Genomic DNA, 19,122 nt, shown 5'->3' with positions numbered 1-19,122 from the left:
GTTCCCCACCCCCCCCGGGGCGGGGCACCCCCCCCCGAGGCGCAGAGCCTTCGGTGTCCTCCCCCCCCCCCCCCCCCCCCCCCCCCCCCCCCCCCCCCCCCCCCCCCCCCCCCCGGCCCCGCCTGGTGAACACCACGGCGTAGTGGTCGACCATCCGACGGAACAGCTCCGGGCGCCAGCGGGCGAGTTCGGGTCGCTCCTCGACGTACGCGAACACCCGGTCGTACTGCTCGAACAGGTCGAAGTGCCCCCGGCTGGTGGTGCCGAGGATGCTGCCCCGCCGGCGCTGCCGGTAGTGCACGCACACCCGGTCCAGGGTGGCGAGCGACTCGGCCGTCAGCAGCACCGGGAAGGTCCAGGGGGTGTCCTCGTAGTAGCCCGGCGGGAACCGGAAGCCGTGCTGCTCGACGAAGTCCCGCCGGTAGGCCTTGTTCCAGGCCACCATCAGCACCCGCAGCAGCCCCGGCCGGTCCTCCAGCCGGAACGGTGCCGGGCCCTGCTCGGTGAGCTGGGCGGCGAGCTGGTTGCGCACCTGGCTGCCGTCCCAGTAGGTGCGCGCGTAGTCGAAGACCAGGACGTCCGGGTCGCCGGTCTCCTTCAGCCGGTCGGCGACCGCCCGCAGCGCGTCCGGGGTGAGCGTGTCGTCGCTGTCCAGGAAGATCAGGTAGTCGCCGGTCGCCTCGGCGAGCCCCGCGTTCCGGGCCCGGCCCAGCCCCTGGTTCTCGGCCAGGTGGACGGGCTTCACGCGTGCGTCGCGGGCCGCGTACTCGTCGACGATCGCGCCGCAGGCGTCGGGTGAGCAGTCGTCCACGGCGATCAGTTCCAGATCGGGATACGACTGCGAGAGCACCGAGTCCAGGCACGCGGAGAGATACGCCTGGACCTTGTACGCGGGAACAATGACACTGAACCTGGGCAAGGGACATCCATGGGTCGGTCGGCGCGGGCGTTCTGCCCGGGAACGGCCGATGGAGTGACTTGGTTACGGCCCCTACGGCATTCGGGTTACATCAGGTGAACGCGAAGAGGCGGGCCCCCGATGGCCCGCCCCCTGCGAGATGTCCCTTCTGTGGCTACTTGACCGCGCCCGCCATCACCCCGGACACGAACTGCCGCTGGAACGCGAAGAACACCGCCAGCGGGATCACCATGGAGATGAACGCGCCGGGCGCCAGCACGTCGATGTTGTTGCCGAACTGCCGTACCTGCGTCTGCAACGCCACCGTGATCGGCTGGGTGCCCGACTTGGTGAACACCAGCGCCACCAGCATGTCGTTCCACACCCACAGGAACTGGAAGATGCCGAGGCTCGCGATGGCCGGCCCGCCGAGCGGCATCACCACCCGGGCGAACAGCCGGAGTTCACCGGCGCCGTCCAGCCGGGCCGCCTCCAGCAGCTCGCGCGGGATCTCCGCGAAGAAGTTCCGCAGCAGGAACACCGCGAACGGCAGACCGAAGCCGGTGTGGAACAGGATCACCCCGAGGATCGTCCCGAACAGCCCGAGCTTGCCGAACAGTTCGGCGATCGGGATCAGCGCCACCTGCACGGGCACCACCAGCAGGCTCACCACGCCCAGGAACCACCAGTCCCGGCCCGGGAACTCCATCCACGCGAACGCGTACCCGGCAAGCGCCCCGACCACCACGACCAGGACCGTCGCCGGAACCGTGATCAGCACGGTGTTCACCAGGGAGTTGGTGATGTCCGAGTTCTCCAGCAGCTTCTGGTAGCTGTCCACGGTGAGCTGGGACGGCTTGGTGAACACCGTCCACCAGCCGCTCGCGCTCATGTCCTGCGGCGTGCGCAGCGAGGAGACGAGCAGGCCGATGGTCGGCACCAGCCAGAACAGGCCCACGACGATCAGGACCACGCGGACCAGCCCGCCGCTCAGCCGCTCCGCGATCCGGGACGCGACCGACTGCCTGGCCTTCACCGTCCCGGCCGGGTCGGCCTTCCCGATGCTTCCGGCGGTCGCCGTCATCGCCGCACCTCCCGCCTGAGCCGACGAATGTTGAACAGCATCACCGGGATCACCAGCAGCAGCAGGAACACCGAGATCGCGCTCGCGATGCCCGGCTGGCCCTCCGCGAAGCCCTTGCGGTACAGCTCCAGCGCCAGCACGTTCGCGTCGTCCTGGGAGGAGCCCGGCGCGATGATGAACACCAGGTCGAACACCTTCAGCACGTTGATCATCAGCGTGACGACCACGACCGCCAGCACCGGCGCCAGCAACGGCACGGTGACCTTGCGGAACACCTGCCACTCCGTCGCGCCGTCCACCCGCGCCGCCTCCAGCAGTTCCCGGGGCACGCCCGCGAGCCCGGCCGCGATCAGCACCATCGCGAAGCCCGCCCACATCCACACGTACGACGCGATGATCGCCGGGGTGACCAGCGCCGGGCCGAGCCAGTCGACCCCGTTGTACGGCTCCTTGAAGTTGCTCGCCGGCAGCCGGAGCCGCGCCCCGTCGGCCGCCGCGGGCAGGGTGAAGGTGCCGTCGGCGGACGCCTTCGCCGAGGCGACCACCTCGCCGTCCTTCACCGCCTCGATCCGCATCCCGGCATAGCCCACCTCGGACGGATCGGGCGCGCCGAGCTTGCCGACGCCCTTGCCGCGGGTGAAGTCCTGCCAGGTGGTGCCGGTGACCTTCCCCGGCTCCGGCTTCGCGGCGGCGGCCTTCTTCGCGTCGTCCGGCAACTGGTCCGGCGCGACGCCGACGAGCGGCAGGGCGACCGGCTGCCCGGCGTGCACGGCGGCCTTGGTGACAAAGCCTCCAGCCTGTGCCACGAGCGGCGATTCGCGGCCCGGGTGCGCCTTCGGAAACGCCGACGACTGCGCGAACGTGTCGTGCACGCCCACCCAGACCGCGTTCGCGACGCCCTTGTCCGGGTCCTGGTCGTACACCAGCCGGAAGATGATCCCGGCGGCCAGCATCGAGATCGCCATCGGCATGAAGACGACCAGCTTGAACGCCGTTCCCCAGCGCACCCGTTCGGTCAGCACCGCGAAGACCAGGCCGAGCGCGGTGGAGACCGTCGGCGCGAACACCACCCAGAGGACGTTGTTCTTCAGGGCGGTCCGGATGCCGTCGTCGGTGAACAGGGTCTCGTAGTTGTCGAAGCCGGCGAAGCCGTCACCGGAGGCGTTGTAGAAACTGCGGACGACCGAGTACCCGATCGGGTAGACCACGAGCGCGCCCAGCAGAACCAGCGCGGGCAGCAGGAACAGCGCCGCCACGGTTCTCCGGGTGCCGGTCACGCTCTTGCGACTGCGGGGCGCGGCGGGGCCCGGTGGGGCCCCGGCCGCCGCTGCCGACGCCATGGCCGGATCAGCCCCCGTTCCCGTACGCAGCCGCCGCGTCCTTCTCCAGCTTCGCCTGGGCGCCCGCGACGTCCTTCGGGTTCTTCAGGAAGTCCTGGAGATCCTTCCACTCGCCCTTGCCGGGCGTTCCGCCGAAGGCCTGCGGGGCCTGGTCGGACATGTCGAAGCGGAAGTCGTCGCCGGACGCGATCAGCGCCTTGGCGATCTTCTGCTGCACCGCGTTCGGGTACGCCGAGATCGGCACGTTCTTGTTCGGCGAGAGGTAACCGCCGAGCTTCGCCTGGATCGTGGCCGCGTCCGGGGAGGCGAGGAAGGTGGCGAGGGCCTGCGCCGCCTTGGAGTCCTTCAGGATCACCGCCGCGTCACCGCCGGAGACCACCGGCGCGCCGGCGCCCACCGCCGGGAACGGGAACACCTTCGCGTCCGTGCCCACCTTCGCCTTGGTCTCCCCGATGTTCACCTGCACGAAGTCGCCCTCGTACACCATCGCGGACTTCGGCTGGTCGCCGCCGGTGAAGGTCTGGGTGACCGACTGCGGGAACTCCGTCTGCAACGCGCCGGTCTGGCCGCCGGCCAGGTAGTCCTTCTTGCCCCAGATCTGGGCGAGGGTGGTCAGCGCCTGCTTCACCGACGGATCGGTCCACTTGATCTTGTGCTGGGCGAGCTGGTCGTACTTCTCCGGCCCCGCCTGGGACAGATACACGTTCTCGAACCAGTCGGTCAGCGGCCAGCCGTCCGCGCCGGCCACCGAGAACGGGGTGACACCCGAGTCGTACACCGCCTGCGAGGCGGTCAGCAGGTCCTTCCAGGTCTTCGGCTCCTGGGCGCCCGCGTTCTCGAAGACCTTGGCGTTGTACCAGATCAGCGACTTGTTGGCGGCCTTGTAGTAGACGCCGTACTGCTTGCCGTCGACCTTGCCGATGTCCTGCCAGCCCTGCGAGTAGTTCTTCGCCAGCTCCTTCTGGGCCTCCGGTCCGAGGGGCTTGGCCCAGCCCTTGTCGACCGCTTGCTTGATCGCGCCGGGCTGCGGGAGCAGCGCGACGTCCGGCGGCTGGCCGCCCGCGATCTTCGAACCGAGGAAGTTGATGATCGGGTCCTGCGCGGGCACGAAGGTGACCTGCGCGCCGGTCCGCTTCTCGAACTCGGCGAGGACCTTCTTGAAGTTGGCCTGCTCCCCGCCGGTCCAGACGGCGGCCACCTCCAGATGGGCGCCGTTCAGCTTCGGCAGGGTGACGGTGGAGCCGGCGGCCCCGCTGCTCTTGTCGCCGTTGTCCTTCTTGTCGTCGTCACTGCCGGAGCAGGCGGAGAGCGCGAGGGCTCCCGTGAGCAGTGCGGCGAGTGTGGTGACGGCCCTGTGTGTCCGGAACGTGCTGCTCTTGCTGCGCATCACTTCCCCGTTCGTCGTTCTTCGTTGAACGCTGTTGAACGTCAGAACTCTGTCCCGTGCGGTCCGGTGTACGCCGGGCCGCTCCGGGTGGGCAAGAGCGCCTGCGGTGTCCACCGGCTCATCGTGACCGGCTCGTGACCAGGGGCGCATGCGCGCGGATTTCCGACGGCGCGGGGCCGGGCGGGTTCGCCGGGGAGAGAGCGGGTTCACCTGGAGGGGTGACGGGGTTCTCTCAGTGCGACGGGTTCGCTCAGAGAGCGGGTCCTCTCAGCGCGACGGGTTCGCTCAGAGAAGGGAGGGCACCCGCGCCGCCGCGACCTCGCGGGCCGCCCGCTCCACCGCGCTCGCCAGCAGCGCCAGGTCGGTCGGGCCGTTGCCCAGCTCCCGCACGGGCCGGCGGGCCGGCGGGTCGCCCATGCGCTCCCAGTCCAGCGGGACGACGGTGGGCCGCTGGGTCGCGGTCCGCGGGATACGGCCCGTCACCCGGCCGCCCTGGAAACCGGTGGCCCGCCCGTCCGCGTACGTCAGCGTGCCCCGCCCCGGCGCCGGCTGGTCCGGCCCCGGCTGCGGGGCGTCCAGCGTGACCCGCAGGGCGGCCCGGCGCGCCGGCTCGGACTCCGCCGTACGGCCGTCGGTCCCGGCCGCCGCCACCAGGTGCACGCCGAGCCGCTCGCCCTCCCGGGCCACCGCCTCCAGCGCCCGTATCACCGAACCGGCGGCGGGCCGGCCGGGTGAGCCGAGCGCCGGGGAGACCAGCGCGTCCAGGTCGTCCACGACCACCACCAGCCGGGGCAACGGCGACACGGCCGCGGCCCGCTGCCGGGCGGCGCCCGGGCGCAGACGGAGGGTGGAGCTGGGAGGCGTCTCGATGTCACCGGAGGCGGAGCCGGACGCGGAGGCGGGTGCGGCGGTGGAGCCGGGGGTGGGGCCGCGCTGGGCCACCAACCGGCCGGAGACCTCCTGCCCGGCGTGCCACTGGGCGAAGTCGGTCCGGCCCAGCAGCTCCGCCCGGCGCTTCAGCTCGGCGGCCAGCGACTGCGCGAACTCCCGCATCCGGACGGGGTCGTTGGCGATGAGGTGCGTGGTCACATGCGGTATGTCCGTGCACACGCGCAGGCCCTCACCGCGTCCGGCGCCCGCACCGACCCCGTCCCGGCCGTCGAGCAGCACCATGGCCAGCCGGTCCGGCCGCTCGGCGGCGGCCAGCGAGGCGACCACGGCCCGCAGCAGCTCGGTACGGCCGCTGCCGGCCGGGCCCTCGATCAGCAGATGCGGCCCCTCGGCCACGAGGTCGACGGTGACCGGCCCGCGCGGCCCGGCGCCCAGCACCGCGCGGGCCCGCCCGCCCAGCGACCGGGTGTCGTCGGCCGCGTCGGCCCAGCGGGCCATCAGCGAAGCCGGGGTGGCCCGGGCCAGACCCAACTCGTCCAGCAGACGGGCCGACTGGGGCAGCGGCGTGGCCACGCGCGCGTGATGCTCGCCGGCGGGGCCGTCCGGACGCAGCGGTGCGAGTGCCCGCGCGAACCGCTCCGCCCAGGCGGCGGAGACCGCGTCGACTATGGCGGGCGAACCGGGGCCGACGGGACCGCCCGGCGCGACCCGCATCAGCTGGAGCGCGGCGGCGACGTCTCCGCTGAGCAGCGCCACGGCACCGCAGTGCCGGAACGTGGGCGTCACCGCGCAGGCGGCCTCGTACGTCGCCGTCACCGGGGAGGCGGGCGAGGCGGTCTCGGTCTCGGCGAGACACACCACATGCACCCCGGCCCGCGGCCCGGCCACGGCCAGCCGGGCGAGCGCTTCCCGCAGCGAGGCGCCGCCCGGGTCTCCGTCCACGACGACGACGGTGAACGGTCCGGCGAACCCACCACCGGCACCGGCACCGGGGGCTTCCCTGGCCCAGGAGGGGCGGCGGGTGGGGGGTTCGGCGTGCGAGGGGGCAGGGGGAGGGGCGGGCGTGCCGGGGCTTTCGGCGTACGGGGCTTGGCCGGGGCCGTCGGGGGCGCCGGGGTGTGCCGGGTGTCCCGGACCGCCGTAGGTCCCGTAGGCCCTGGGGAAGGCGTCCGGTCCGTGGTGGGCGTCGGTGCCGACCGGGGCAGTGGCCGAGCCCCGGGCGGTCGAGGCACCGGACGTACCGGACGCCGCGGTCGGTCCGGTCGGCCCCTGGGTGCCCGTCGCCCCCGCAGTGGGAGCCGCGTCGCGCGCAGGCGTGGGGTGGGCGGTCGTGCGGCCCGTCGCCGCGTGGTCCTCCACCCGGCGCAGCAGTTCCTCCGTGCGGGCCGCCGCCTGTTCACGGTCGTAGGCCAGCAGCAGCCGGCAGTCCTGGCCGTGGCCCGGCCGGACATGCGGCAGCCAGCCAAGCCAGGCCCACTCGGCCGTGCGGTCCGCCACCGGCCGCGAGTGGTCCGCGCTGATCAGCACGATCTCCAGCAGATCGGGGGAGTGCAGCGCGGCGAGCTGGGCCAGCACCGCGCGGGCCAGCCCCGACAGCCGGGGGCGCGGACCGGCCAGGCCCAGTGCGCCGGCCTCCCGCAGCGCGGCCGTCACCGGTACCGCCGGCAGCAGGCCCGAGCCGTCCGGTGTGCTCCGGTCGGCCGTGCCGAGCCGTACGGTCAGCGCCTCGGGGTGTCCCGGCCCGCGCTCCCACAGCCGGGGCCCGGGGCCCAGCGCGGTGAGCAGCAGTGCGGCCGGGTCCGGCCAGGTCTCCGGCTGCCGTGGGACATCGGCCGCCGGGGTGCCGCCGGCAGGGGCGGCCGTACCGTCGTACGACTCGGGACCGGCCGGCTGCTCCCCGCGCCCGCCGGCCAGCCGACGCGCCCAGGCACCGAGCCCGCGCCGCCGGACACCCTGCGGGATGTCGGTGCCCCTGAGCGGGGTCCCTTTGCGCCCGCGCGCCCGCGCGTCGTCGTCATCGGTCCCGCCGACACCGAATCGGCCCGCGTGGGTGTCCCCACCGGACGCCGCACCGGCGGTGCCCCCGCTCCGGTTCTCCACGCTCGGCGCCCCGGCCTGCCCCGGCACCACGGGCGACTGCCCACGCCGGTGCTCCTGAGCCCCCGCGTCCCAGCCGGCGGAGCCGTAGGGGTCGTAGGCATGCTGAGCACCCTCGGCGGAACCCCGCACACCGGAACGCCCACCGACGGAAGGCGCCCCGGCGCCGTGGGAACCCCCCGCACCACCGGCCGCCGCTCCTGCCCCACTGCCACCGACGCCGGCCTCACCGGCCCTGCCGGGCCCAGCCACACCGCCGGAAGGCGTCCCTGCCCTGCCGTACCCACTGGCACGGCCCGCAGCCTCGCCCGCCGCGCCGGGCCGGCCCACACCACCGGCCGAGTCTCCTGGCGCGCCATACTCACTGCCACCACCAAAAGCCGCTCCCGCCGCGCCGGGACCACTCACACCGGCGGAAGGCACTACACCCCCGCCGGAAGCCGTTTCCGCCCCTCCGGCGTACCGCGCACCCGCCGCAGGACCCGCACCGGCCGCCGCGGCCCGATCACCCGGACCCGCCGACGGCGACTGCCCCCCACCAGGGCCACCCGCGGGCGACAACGCGTCCCACATGGGTGGTGCGGCCCCCAGCGGACCCGTGCCCGACGACCCCCGCTCCCCGCCCACGGCAACCCGCACGCACCCCTCCCCGTCGGCCACCGTCCGCACCCGCGTCCCGGGTCCCCCGGACGGAGTCACCCGCAGGGCGGACTCGCCGATCCGCAGCAGGCCCCCGGCAGGGACCCGTACCGGCCGCTCCGTCACCCGCACGCCGTCCAGTGACGTGCCGTTCGTGGAGCCGAGGTCGGCCACCGAGACCCGGCCGTCCGCGCCGACGGTGACCTCGCAGTGCAGACGGGAGACGTCGGGATCGTCCAGCGGGACGTCCGCGTCGGCGGAGCGGCCGACCGTGATCCGGCCGCCGTGCAGCAGATGGACCCCGCCCGCGTCCGGGCCCGCGACCACGTGCAGCCGGGTCGGCGCGTCGTCCAGCTCGGGGTGCGGCTCGGGCGCCGCCGGGGTGCCCAGGGACAGGACGGCGCCGTCGACCAGCGGAGGCTCGCCGAGGGTGCTGCGGCGCGGGTCGAGCCGCTCGGTGCCCGCGTACAGCACCACGGACGCGCCGCCGGCCTCCCGTCCCGTGCCGCTCTCTCCGGTGACCGCCCCGGCCAGCGCCGACGCGACCGCGGCCAGCTCCGTGCCCGCGGGAGCCGTGACCAGCACGTCGCGGCTCGCGGCGCGGCCCCGCTGCGGGGACGGGCCGAGCGGGTCTACGACGGTCAGCCGGATCTGCATCGGCGTCAGCGGTCCCTTCTGCGCGGATCTGCGCGGGCGCGGACTTCCCCCCACCCCCACACGAGCACGTCGGCCAGTAGCCACTGGAGGCATCCCAGCGAGCTGCTGGAGGCATCCTCGCACCTGCCACCGACAGCGCGCCCCGGACCCGGGCAGAAGTGATCTTGATTGGTCGGCTCTGCCCCCAAAAATGCCTGACCAGTACGTCACCGGCGATCAGTTGAGATCGGTCACGTCCGGCCCCGGCAACCGACGGACCGGGACGCGCGTCTTTCCGTCGAGCCCCGCAGGCGTGCTCGGGAACGCGTACGTGATGCCGTGGAGCACGGCACTACAGTGGGTCGGAACACCGGAACGCAGGCAAGCAAGCAACAGCAACCAGCAGGGAGCGCGAGACGTGCGGCCAGTCGGCAGCAAGTACCTGCTTGAGGAACCGCTCGGACGCGGCGCCACAGGCACCGTCTGGCGTGCCCGCCAGCGCGAGACCGCGGGCGCCGAGGCGGCCGTGCCCGGACAGCCGGGAGAGACGGTCGCGATCAAGGTCCTGAAGGAGGAGCTGGCGAGCGACCCGGACATCGTGATGCGCTTCCTGCGCGAGCGTTCCGTGCTGCTCCGGCTCACCCACCCGAACATCGTCCGGGTCCGTGACCTGGTCGTCGAGGGCGACCTGCTGGCGCTGGTCATGGACCTCGTCGACGGCCCCGACCTGCACCGCTACCTGCGCGAGAACGGCCCCTTCACCCCGGTCGCCGCGGCCCTGCTGACCGCCCAGATCGCCGACGCGCTCGCCGTGAGCCACGCCGACGGCGTCGTCCACCGCGACCTGAAGCCCGCCAACGTGCTGCTCATGCAGCACGGCGGCCAGATGCACCCGATGCTGACCGACTTCGGCATCGCCCGCCTCGCCGACTCCCCGGGCCTGACCCGCACCCACGAGTTCGTCGGCACGCCCGCGTACGTGGCGCCGGAGTCCGCCGAGGGCCGCCCGCAGACCTCCGCCGTCGACGTCTACGGCGCCGGCATCCTGCTGTACGAGCTGGTCACCGGCCGTCCGCCGTTCTCCGGCGGCTCCGCGCTCGAGGTCCTGCACCAGCATCTGAGCGCCGAGCCGCGCCGCCCCTCCACCGTCCCCGAGCCGCTGTGGACGGTCATAGAGCGCTGCCTGCGCAAGAACCCGGACGAGCGGCCGAGCGCGGAGAACCTCGCGCGCGGGCTGCGGGTCGTCGCCGAGGGCGTCGGGGTGCACGCGAACGCCGCGCAGATCGCCGCCGCCGAGGGCGTCGGCGCGCTGCTCGCCCCCGACCCGGCCCCGACCGCCGTCCCGGGCGTGCCCGGCGCCGCCGACCCCACCCAGGTGCTGCCGACGAACGCGCCGCAGGGGGCGTACGACCCGAACGGCGCCACCAGCGTGCTGCCGCACACCGGCGGCCCGGCCGGCGCCGCCGACCCCACCGCCGTACTCCCGAACACGGGCGCGGCGGACCCGACGGCCGTCCTGCCGCCCGTCTCCCAGGGCCAGCAGGGTCAGCAGGGCCAGTACGGCCAGCAGCAGGGGCAGCAGGGGCAAGGGCAGGGCGAGCAGCCGCACCCCTGGCAGACCCAGCTGCGGGCCGCCCGCGACCGCAACGAGCAGACGCAGATCCAGTACCTGGACCCGGACGAGGACCCGCTGCGCCGCCGTCCCCAGCGGCAGGTGGCCCGGCCCCAGCAGCAGCCGCGTCCGGCCCCGCAGGGCCGCCCGCAGCAGCCGCAGCCGCGCGGCCGGCAGTACCAGCAGGGCGCCGGGTACGGCTACCCGCAGCAGCAGCCCCAGCAGTACGCCCCGCCGCAGCAGCCCCAGCAGCCGCAGCGGTACGCGCCCCCCGCCCCGCCCGCGCCGCAGCGGCCCGCGCGGGAGCCCCGGGAGCCGCGGCAGCGCAGCGCCAACCGGATGAAGATCCCCGGGCTGGGCTGTCTGAAGGGCTGCCTGTTCACGATCGTCATCCTGATCGTGGCGAGCTGGCTGATCTGGGAGCTGACCCCGTTGCAGGACTGGATCGGCACCGGCAAGGGCTACTGGGACCAGATGACCGACTGGATCGGCAAGGTGGGCGGCTGGATCAAGGATCTGGGCGGCTCCGGCAGCGGAAACTGATCGCTGGTTCGGGGATTTGTCGACATCTGCCGGGTGATTTCCGTCTCCGCGGTGAAGGTTGGCTCGTCGGACGCGTAGTTTTGGCGACAACACGCGTCTGTAGGAGCAGTCTTGGCACGGAAGATCGGCAGCCGGTACACCGCGAACCAGATCCTGGGGCGGGGGAGCGCCGGCACGGTGTGGCTGGGCGAGGGACCGGACGGCCCCGTCGCCATCAAGCTGCTGCGCGAGGACCTCGCCTCCGACCAGGAACTCGTCGGACGCTTCGTGCAGGAGCGCACCGCGCTGCTCGGCCTGGAGCACCCGCACATCGTCACCGTGCGCGACCTGGTGGTCGACGGCAACGACTTGGCCCTGGTCATGGACCTCGTGCGCGGCACCGACCTGCGCACCCGGCTGGAGCGCGAGCGGCGGATGGCCCCCGAAGCGGCCGTGGCGATCGTCGCCGACGTCGCCGACGCGCTGGCGGCGGCCCACGCGGCCGGGGTCGTCCACCGGGACGTCAAGCCCGAGAACGTCCTGCTCGACATGCAGGGCCCGATCGGGCCGGGCGGCTCCCACCCCGCCCTGCTCACCGACTTCGGGGTCGCCAAGCTGATCGACTCGCCGCGGCGGACCCGCGCCACGAAGATCATCGGTACGCCGGACTACCTGGCCCCGGAGATCGTGGAGGGCCTGCCGCCCCGGGCCGCCGTGGACATCTACGCGCTGGCGACGGTCCTGTACGAGCTGCTGGCCGGCTTCACGCCCTTCGGCGGCGGCCACCCCGGTGCGGTCCTGCGGCGGCACGTCACCGAGACCGTCGTACCGCTGCCCGGCATCCCCGAGGAGCTGTGGCAGCTGCTGGTGCAGTGCCTGGCCAAGGCGCCGGCCTCCCGGCTGCGCGCCTCGGAGCTGGCGGCGCGGCTGCGCGAGCAGCTGCCCACGCTGGCCGGGATGCCGCCGCTTGACGTGGACGAGCCGGACCTCGCCGAGGAAGCCGCCGAGGAAGCCGTGCCGCCGGCTCCGCAGGGTGAGCCGGTACGGCGGCGGGGGGCGGTGTCCCTCGTCCCCGGAGCCAAGCCCGACTCCAACCGCGACACGCACACGTCGATGCGGGTGCCGGGGCCGGACGAGCTGGCGGGCGGGGCCCACGGGACCGCCCGCGTGCCCCGGGCCCCCGGTGCCCCCCGCCCCGGCTCGGCCCGCCACAAGGCCGCGGTGCGGCGGCGCAGGGTGACCTTGGGAGTGGCCGGGGTGGTGGTGGCCGCGGTCGTGGCCGCCGGCGCGTGGCTCGCCTCCTCCGGCGGGGACGACGACCAGCCGGCCCCGGCCCCCCACAGCACGTCGGCCCCCTGACCCGAGCCTTGCCCGCCCTCCCGCCCGACTCGGCCGGCCGGGAGGCGGGCCGGGTCGCTTGCCACAGCCGTTACGCTGGATGGCGTGGCAGTCGTCGATGTATCCGAAGAGCTGAAGTCCCTCTCCTCGACCATGGAGTCGATCGAGGCCGTCCTGGACCTCGACAAGATGAGGGCAGACATCGCCGTGCTCGAGGAGCAGGCGGCCGCGCCGTCCCTCTGGGACAACCCGGACGAGGCGCAGAAGATCACCAGCAAGCTCTCCCACCTCCAGGCCGAGGTCAGGAAGGCGGAGGCGCTGCGCGGCCGGATCGACGACCTCGCGGTCCTCTTCGAGATGGCCGAGGAGGAGAACGACTCGGACACCCGCGCGGAGGCCGAGTCCGAGCTGACCGCGGTGAGGAAGGCGCTGGACGAGATGGAGGTCCGTACCCTCCTGTCCGGCGAGTACGACTCCCGTGAGGCGCTCGTCAACATCCGCGCCGAGGCCGGTGGCGTCGACGCCGCCGACTTCGCCGAGAAGCTCCAGCGCATGTACCTGCGATGGGCCGAGCAGCGCGGCTACAAGACGGAGCTGATCGAGACGTCGTACGCCGAAGAGGCCGGCATCAAGTCGACCACCTTCGCCGTGCACTCGCCGTACGCCTACGGCACCCTCTCCGTCGAGCAGGGCACGCACCGCCTCGTGCGCATCTCGCCCTTCGACAACCAGGGGCGCCGGCAGACCTCCTTCGCCGGTGTCGAGGTGCTGCCCGTCGTCGAGCAGTCCGACCACGTCGAGATCGACGAGTCCGAGCTGCGCATCGACGTCTACCGGTCCTCCGGCCCCGGCGGCCAGGGCGTCAACACGACCGACTCCGCGGTCCGCATCACGCACCTGCCCACCGGCATCGTGGTCTCCTGCCAGAACGAGCGGTCGCAGATCCAGAACAAGGCCACCGCGATGAACGTCCTCCAGGCCAAGCTGCTGGAGCGGCGCCGGCAGGAGGAGCAGGCCAAGATGGACGCTCTCAAGGGCGACGGCGGCAACTCCTGGGGCAACCAGATGCGTTCGTACGTGCTGCACCCGTACCAGATGGTCAAGGACCTGCGCACCGACTACGAGGTGGGCAACCCGGAGGCCGTGTTCAACGGCGAGATCGACGGGTTCCTGGAGGCCGGGATTCGCTGGCGCAAGCAGCAGGAGAAGTAACTTTGTCGACATGACAACTGCCGCCCGAGAGGCGGCAGTTGTCATTTGTCTGGGTTTTACATCACACTCACAGGCTTCAACTCTCCGCAAACGCCGCCCCATCGGACATTGCGCCCGCAACGCCCTTGACGTTGCTTTGAAAAATGGGAATGGTGTGGCGCGGCATGCGTACTCTTGGGGCGCATGTGAACCGGGGGATCGAGTTGACGCCACTTCGTCACCAGCTGCCTCCGTCGATCACGGCACGCCCCACGCGAAGCCTCATTGACGAACAGCTACTGGGGGTAGCAACCATATGACGAAGAAGACGCGGATCCGGGTCGCGCGGATAGCCGCCGGCGCCGTGATCGCGGCCGGTGCGTCGCTGACCGCCGCCGGCGCGGCTTCCGCCCTGGACCTCGATGTCCAGGCGGGCCCGATCAGCCTCGGCGTGAGCGGTGTCGGCGCCGACGGCGGCAACACCGACGGCGGTACCGACGGCGGCTGCCCGGTCGGCATCTGCACCGACGGCGGCACCACCACCGGTTCGGCCGGCACCGACGGCTCGGGCGGCGCGGCTGCCAGCGGCGGGGACGCCTCCACGGGTGGTGACGCGGCCACGGGTGGCGACGCCTCCACGGGCGGCGACGCTTCCACCGGCGGTGACGCCTCCACGGGTGGTGACGCCACCATCGGCGGCGACGTCTCCATCGGCGGTGTCATCGGCGGCGACGACAGCACCTCCGGCGGCAACGGCAGCGGCGGTGACGCCTCCACCGGCGGCGACAACGGCAACTCCGGCGGCAACGGCAACTCGGGTGGCAACGGCAACTCGGGTGGCAACAGCAACTCCGGCGGCAACGGCAACTCCGGCGGCAACGGCAACAGCGGTGGCAACGGCAACAGCGGTGGCAACGGCACCTCTGGTGGCAACAGCTCCGGCGGCGACAGCGGCACCAGCGGTTCCACCGGCGGCGGTTCCACCGACGGCGGCAGCAGCACCGGTGGCGGTTCCACCGACGGCGGCAGCAGCACCGGCGGCAACCACACCGGCCCCGAAGGCGGCAACAACAACGTCCCGCAGGACGAGGGCTCCTCGGCGCTGACCGACACCGGCTCCGACACCTCGGCCCAGGGCGGCGACAAGCAGCTCGCCGAGACCGGTGCCGGCCAGACCGCGTTCCTGCTCGTCGGCGCCGCGACGATGATCGCCGGCGGCATCGGCTTCCGCATGCTGCCGCGCCTCGTCGGCGGCCGCGGCGGCGCCGCCGCCTGACCGTAGCCACAAGGTCACGCACGGCACACACATAAGGGCCCGGAGCCTCACGCTCCGGGCCCTTACCGTTTGGGTCCCGCCCGCGCGCCTACGACGCCTCTGCGGGGTCTTTCAGGCGGTCACGCGGTCTGGTGCGCCAGCAGCGCCACCGCGGCGATCAGCACCGCCAGCAGCGCGATCAGCGCCATCGGGGTCAACCCGCCCAGGCCCCCGAAGAAGCCCTCCTGCTGAAGTCGCTCGCGGTTGGCACGGCACACCGGGCACCGGCCCTCGCTCACGGGCGCCGCGCAGTTCGCGCACACCAACCGGTCGTACGTCATGCGCTCGCCCTCCTTGCACCGGCCATCACATGCACAACGCTCACGAAGACGAGAACGTTCCCCCGCGTTCTCGTCGTCCTTCGTTTCCCTTCCACTGTGCCAGGTTCCCGCGGCGCGTGCGCGGGGCCTCCGGGAAGGGCATGCGGGAAGCGGCCGGTACAAAAACGTACAACTCTTGCCCAACCTCAACCCGCGACTGCACTTGCACACCCGGTTCGCGTATGGTCACGCTCATCTACCCCCGGCGACCCGTGGTGCATCCGTGATCCGATTCGACAACGTCTCCAAGGTCTACCCCAAGCAGACCCGCCCCGCACTCAGGGATGTCTCCCTGGAGGTGGAGAAGGGCGAGTTCGTCTTCCTCGTGGGGTCCTCCGGCTCCGGAAAGTCCACCTTCCTGCGGCTCGTCCTCCGCGAGGAGCGGTGCAGCCACGGTCAGGTGCACGTGCTGGGCAAGGACCTCGCGCGCCTGTCCAACTGGAAGGTGCCGCAGATGCGCCGCCAGCTGGGCACCGTGTTCCAGGACTTCCGGCTGCTGCCGAACAAGACGGTGGCGGAGAACGTGGCCTTCGCCCAGGAGGTCATCGGCAAGTCCCGTGGCGAGATCCGCAAGTCCGTGCCGCAGGTGCTCGATCTCGTCGGGCTCGGCGGCAAGGAGGACCGGATGCCGGGCGAGCTGTCCGGTGGTGAGCAGCAGCGTGTCGCCATCGCGCGCGCGTTCGTCAACCGGCCGAAGCTGCTCATCGCCGACGAGCCCACCGGCAACCTCGACCCGCAGACCTCCGTCGGCATCATGAAGCTGCTCGACCGCATCAACCGGACGGGCACCACCGTCATCATGGCGACGCACGACCAGAACATCGTGGACCAGATGCGCAAGCGCGTCATCGAGCTGGAGAAGGGCCGCCTCGTCCGCGACCAGGCCCGCGGCGTCTACGGCTACCAGCACTGACCGCACCAGCACCCAGTTCCGGAAAGGCCTGAAGAACCCGCCATGCGCGCCCAGTTCGTCCTGTCGGAGATCGGTGTCGGTCTCCGCCGCAATCTGACGATGACCTTCGCCGTCATCGTCTCCGTCGCCCTGTCCCTGGCCCTCTTCGGCGGTTCGCTGCTGATGAGCGACCAGGTGAGCACCATGAAGGGCTACTGGTACGACAAGGTCAACGTCTCGATCTTCCTGTGCAACAAGCACGACGCGGAGAACGACGTCCACTGCGCCAAGGGCGCGGTCACCGAGGACCAGAAGAAGCAGATCATCGCCGACCTGGACAAGATGCCGGTCGTCGACAAGGTGACCTACGAGTCGCAGGACGAGGCGTACAAGCACTACAAGGAGCAGTTCGGCAACTCCCCGCTGGCCGGCTCGCTGACGCCGGACCAGATGCAGGAGTCGTACCGGATCAAGCTCAAGGACCCGCAGAAGTACCAGGTGATCGCGTCCGCGTTCAACGGGCGGGACGGCGTGCAGTCGGTGCAGGACCAGAAGGGCATCCTGGACAACCTCTTCCAGCTGCTGAACCTGATGAACCGGGGCGCGCTCGGCGTGATGGCGATGATGCTGATCGTCGCCCTCCTGCTGATCGTCAACACCGTGCGTGTCTCGGCGTTCAGCCGACGGCGCGAAACCGGGATCATGCGTCTGGTCGGTGCCTCGGGCTTCTATATCCAGGCGCCGTTCATCGCCGAGGCGGCGGTCGCCGGACTCATCGGCGGCGGCCTCGCCTGCGTGGCGCTCGTGGTCGGCCGGTACTTCACCATCGACCACGGCATGGAGCTGTCCCACAAGCTCACGCTGATCAACTTCGTCGGCTGGGACGCGGTGTTGACCAAGCTGCCGCTGATCCTCGCCACGAGTGTCCTGATGCCGTCGCTCGCCGCGTTCTTCGCGCTGCGCAAGTACCTGAAGGTGTGACGCATGCCAAGGGGGCCGTACGCGCATCCGACCGTACGGCCCCTTCGCGTTGCCCTAGACTCGCCGCCATGTCAGGCCGTGACCTGTTCTGTCAGCCCCGCCGCGTCCGCCGTGGGGCCACCCTGACATTGGTCTTCGCCGGTGTGCTGATCGCCGGCGCCGCCACCGGCTCCTTCCCCGAACCCGACGGTCCCGCGCGGAAGGCCGCCGCCGGCCCGGCGGGCCCGGCCGCCCGGCACGAGGCCGTCGAGAGGGCCGCCGCCGAGGCGATGGCCGACGGCAAGTCCCCCGTGGAGGCGGCGGAAAGGGCCGTCAGCCGCAGCGGGGACCGCTGGGCCGCGGTCTATTCCGAGGGCGAGTACGAGGAGTTCCAGGACGCCCTCGACGGCCGGTACACCGGCGTCGGCCTGTGGGCGCGGCAGGAGGCGGACGGCCGGATCGTGGTGACCCGGGTGCAGCCCGACTCGCCCGCCGCCGACGCCGGCATCCGGGCGCGCGACCGGTTGCGGAGCGTCGACGGCAGGAAGGTCGACGGGCGGCCGGTCACCGAGGTGGTCGCCTTGCTCCGCGGCGACGCGCTGCGCGGCGGGACCGACGACGCCCCGGCCGGTACGACGGTCACCCTCGGCCTGGAGCGCGGCACGCGCGCGTGGACCGAGACGCTGCACCGGGCCCGGCTGTCCACCGACTCCGTGACCGTGCGCCGGCTGCCCGACGGGGTCACCGTCCTCAAGATCGCCGCGTTCACCAAGGGCTCCGCCGACGCGGTCCTCGAGGCCCTGCACGCCGTCCCCGCCGACGGCCGGACCGTCCTCGACCTGCGGGGCAACTCCGGCGGCCTGGTCACCGAGGCCGTGGACACGGCCTCCGCCTTCCTGGACGGCGGCCTGGTCGCCACCTACGACGTCGACGGCGCCCAGCGCGCCCTGCACGCCGCCCCCGGCGGCGACACCACCCGGCCCCTGGTCGTCCTCGTCGACGGCGGCACCATGAGCGCGGCCGAGCTGCTCACCGGCGCCCTCCAGGACCGGGGCCGCGCGGTGGTGATCGGCTCGCGCACCTTCGGCAAGGGCTCCATCCAGATGCCGACGAAGCTGCCCGACGGCTCGGTGGCGGAGCTGACCGTCGGCCACTACCGCACCCCCTCCGGCCGCGCGGTCGACGGCCGGGGCATCACCCCCGACCTGGAGGCGGGGCCGGAGCAGGCCCTGCCCCGCGCGCAGACGGTGCTCACCGGGCTGGGCGACCCCTCGTAGCCGCGCCGCGTGGCCAGGCGTAAACGGCTGTACGCACACCCCCTCTGTGGTGCGAAAATGGACGGCACTATGAGCAAGGGAATGTACGTACCGAAGGAGTCCCAGCCCAAGCAGGGCGGCGGGGCCGGCAAGGCCAGGGACGGCGAGAAGGGCGGCAAGCGCAAGATCGTCGCCCAGAACAAGAAGGCCCGGCACGACTACGCGATCATCGACACCTACGAGGCCGGGCTCGTGCTCATGGGCACGGAGGTCAAGTCGCTGCGCGAGGGACGGACCTCGCTGACCGACGGCTTCGTCCAGATCGACCGGGGCGAGGCGTGGCTGCACAACGCCCACATCCCCGAGTATCACCAGGGCAGCTGGACCAACCACTCCGCGCGCCGCAAGCGCAAGCTGCTCCTGCACCGGGAGGAGATCGACAAGCTGGAGTCGAAGTCGCAGGAGACGGGACACACGATCGTGCCCCTCGCCATCTACTTCAAGGACGGCCGGGCGAAGGCCGAGATCGCTCTCGCGCGGGGCAAGAAGGAGTACGACAAGCGCCAGACGCTGCGGGAGCAGCAGGACCGGCGGGAGGCGGACCGGGCGATCGCGGCGGCGAAGCGCAGGCAGCGCGGCGTCTAGCCGGCCGGCCGACCGACGGGAATAGGCTGGCATCGTCGGGCGTTGGTCACGTACGATGGCAGTGCACTCCACAGAGGGTGCGCTGACTCCCTCCACGGA

14 protein-coding genes are annotated in these 19,122 nt (G+C 72.5%); 8 read left to right on the top strand and 6 right to left on the bottom strand.

All coding sequences use genetic code 11. The annotated features are described in order from the left end of the window. The 5 genes from ACZ4WH_RS31945 to ACZ4WH_RS31925 form a co-directional block, all read right to left on the bottom strand. Positions 1–919: glycosyltransferase family 2 protein (locus ACZ4WH_RS31945; protein ID WP_468187390.1), on the bottom strand; the 919-nt coding region annotated here is incomplete at its 3' end. A 154-nt stretch (positions 920–1,073) separates the two neighbouring features. Beyond that, positions 1,074–1,982: a carbohydrate ABC transporter permease gene (locus ACZ4WH_RS31940; protein ID WP_468187388.1), complete on the bottom strand. Its 909-nt coding sequence runs from the start codon at positions 1,980–1,982 to the stop codon at positions 1,074–1,076. Continuing rightward, complete coding sequence (locus ACZ4WH_RS31935; protein ID WP_468187386.1) at positions 1,979–3,322, bottom strand: carbohydrate ABC transporter permease; 1,344 nt, start codon at positions 3,320–3,322, stop codon at positions 1,979–1,981. The genes ACZ4WH_RS31940 and ACZ4WH_RS31935 overlap by 4 nt, the downstream gene beginning before the upstream one ends. A 7-nt stretch (positions 3,323–3,329) precedes the next feature. Further along, positions 3,330–4,709 carry an ABC transporter substrate-binding protein gene (locus ACZ4WH_RS31930; protein ID WP_468187384.1) on the bottom strand — a complete coding sequence of 460 codons (1,380 nt, stop codon included), beginning with the start codon at positions 4,707–4,709 and terminating at the stop codon, positions 3,330–3,332. Between the two features lie 285 nt (positions 4,710–4,994). Beyond that, positions 4,995–8,993 (bottom strand): FHA domain-containing protein, encoded by a 3,999-nt coding sequence (locus tag ACZ4WH_RS31925; protein ID WP_468187382.1) that lies wholly within the window; start codon positions 8,991–8,993, stop codon positions 4,995–4,997. A gap of 397 nt (positions 8,994–9,390) precedes the next feature. Between ACZ4WH_RS31925 and ACZ4WH_RS31920 the strand changes: the two genes are divergently transcribed. From ACZ4WH_RS31920 to ACZ4WH_RS31905, 4 genes are all read left to right on the top strand, one after another. Beyond that, a complete protein-coding gene (locus ACZ4WH_RS31920) occupies positions 9,391–11,127 on the top strand; it encodes a serine/threonine-protein kinase (protein ID WP_468187380.1) in 1,737 nt (578 codons plus the stop codon). Between the two features lie 111 nt (positions 11,128–11,238). Beyond that, positions 11,239–12,465: a serine/threonine-protein kinase gene (locus ACZ4WH_RS31915; protein WP_468187378.1), complete on the top strand. Its 1,227-nt coding sequence runs from the start codon at positions 11,239–11,241 to the stop codon at positions 12,463–12,465. 84 nt (positions 12,466–12,549) lie between these two features. After that, the gene (gene prfB, locus ACZ4WH_RS31910) at positions 12,550–13,656 is read left to right on the top strand and encodes a peptide chain release factor 2 (RefSeq protein WP_468187376.1); all 1,107 of its coding nucleotides are present in this window, start codon (positions 12,550–12,552) and stop codon (positions 13,654–13,656) included. A 295-nt stretch (positions 13,657–13,951) separates the two neighbouring features. After that, on the top strand, positions 13,952–14,911 hold the full coding sequence (locus tag ACZ4WH_RS31905; RefSeq protein ID WP_468187374.1) for a hypothetical protein: 960 nt from the start codon (positions 13,952–13,954) through the stop codon (positions 14,909–14,911). 119 nt (positions 14,912–15,030) lie between these two features. On the opposite strand, the gene ACZ4WH_RS31900 is transcribed toward ACZ4WH_RS31905, so the two are convergent. Next, positions 15,031–15,231 carry a hypothetical protein gene (locus tag ACZ4WH_RS31900; protein WP_468187373.1) on the bottom strand — a complete coding sequence of 67 codons (201 nt, stop codon included), beginning with the start codon at positions 15,229–15,231 and terminating at the stop codon, positions 15,031–15,033. A gap of 262 nt (positions 15,232–15,493) precedes the next feature. Here ACZ4WH_RS31900 and ftsE point away from each other — a divergent pair, with 262 nt between their 5' ends. The 4 genes from ftsE to smpB all read left to right on the top strand — a co-directional run bounded on the left by ftsE (position 15,494) and on the right by smpB (position 19,023). Continuing rightward, positions 15,494–16,183 carry a cell division ATP-binding protein FtsE gene (gene ftsE, locus ACZ4WH_RS31895; RefSeq protein ID WP_031159396.1) on the top strand — a complete coding sequence of 230 codons (690 nt, stop codon included), beginning with the start codon at positions 15,494–15,496 and terminating at the stop codon, positions 16,181–16,183. Positions 16,184–16,225: 42 nt separating this feature from the next. Then, the gene (gene ftsX, locus ACZ4WH_RS31890; RefSeq protein WP_468187371.1) at positions 16,226–17,143 is read left to right on the top strand and encodes a permease-like cell division protein FtsX; all 918 of its coding nucleotides are present in this window, start codon (positions 16,226–16,228) and stop codon (positions 17,141–17,143) included. Between the two features lie 68 nt (positions 17,144–17,211). Beyond that, entirely contained in the window at positions 17,212–18,399 is a 1,188-nt protein-coding gene (locus tag ACZ4WH_RS31885) for a S41 family peptidase (protein WP_468187369.1), read from the top strand. An 81-nt stretch (positions 18,400–18,480) separates the two neighbouring features. Continuing rightward, on the top strand, positions 18,481–19,023 hold the full coding sequence (gene smpB / locus ACZ4WH_RS31880; protein WP_468187396.1) for an SsrA-binding protein SmpB: 543 nt from the start codon (positions 18,481–18,483) through the stop codon (positions 19,021–19,023). Positions 19,024–19,122: the final 99 nt, after the last annotated feature.

The sequence above is a fragment of the Streptomyces sp. NPDC029138 genome (assembly GCF_055564375.1).
This window is presented reverse-complemented; position numbering and strand designations above follow the sequence as displayed.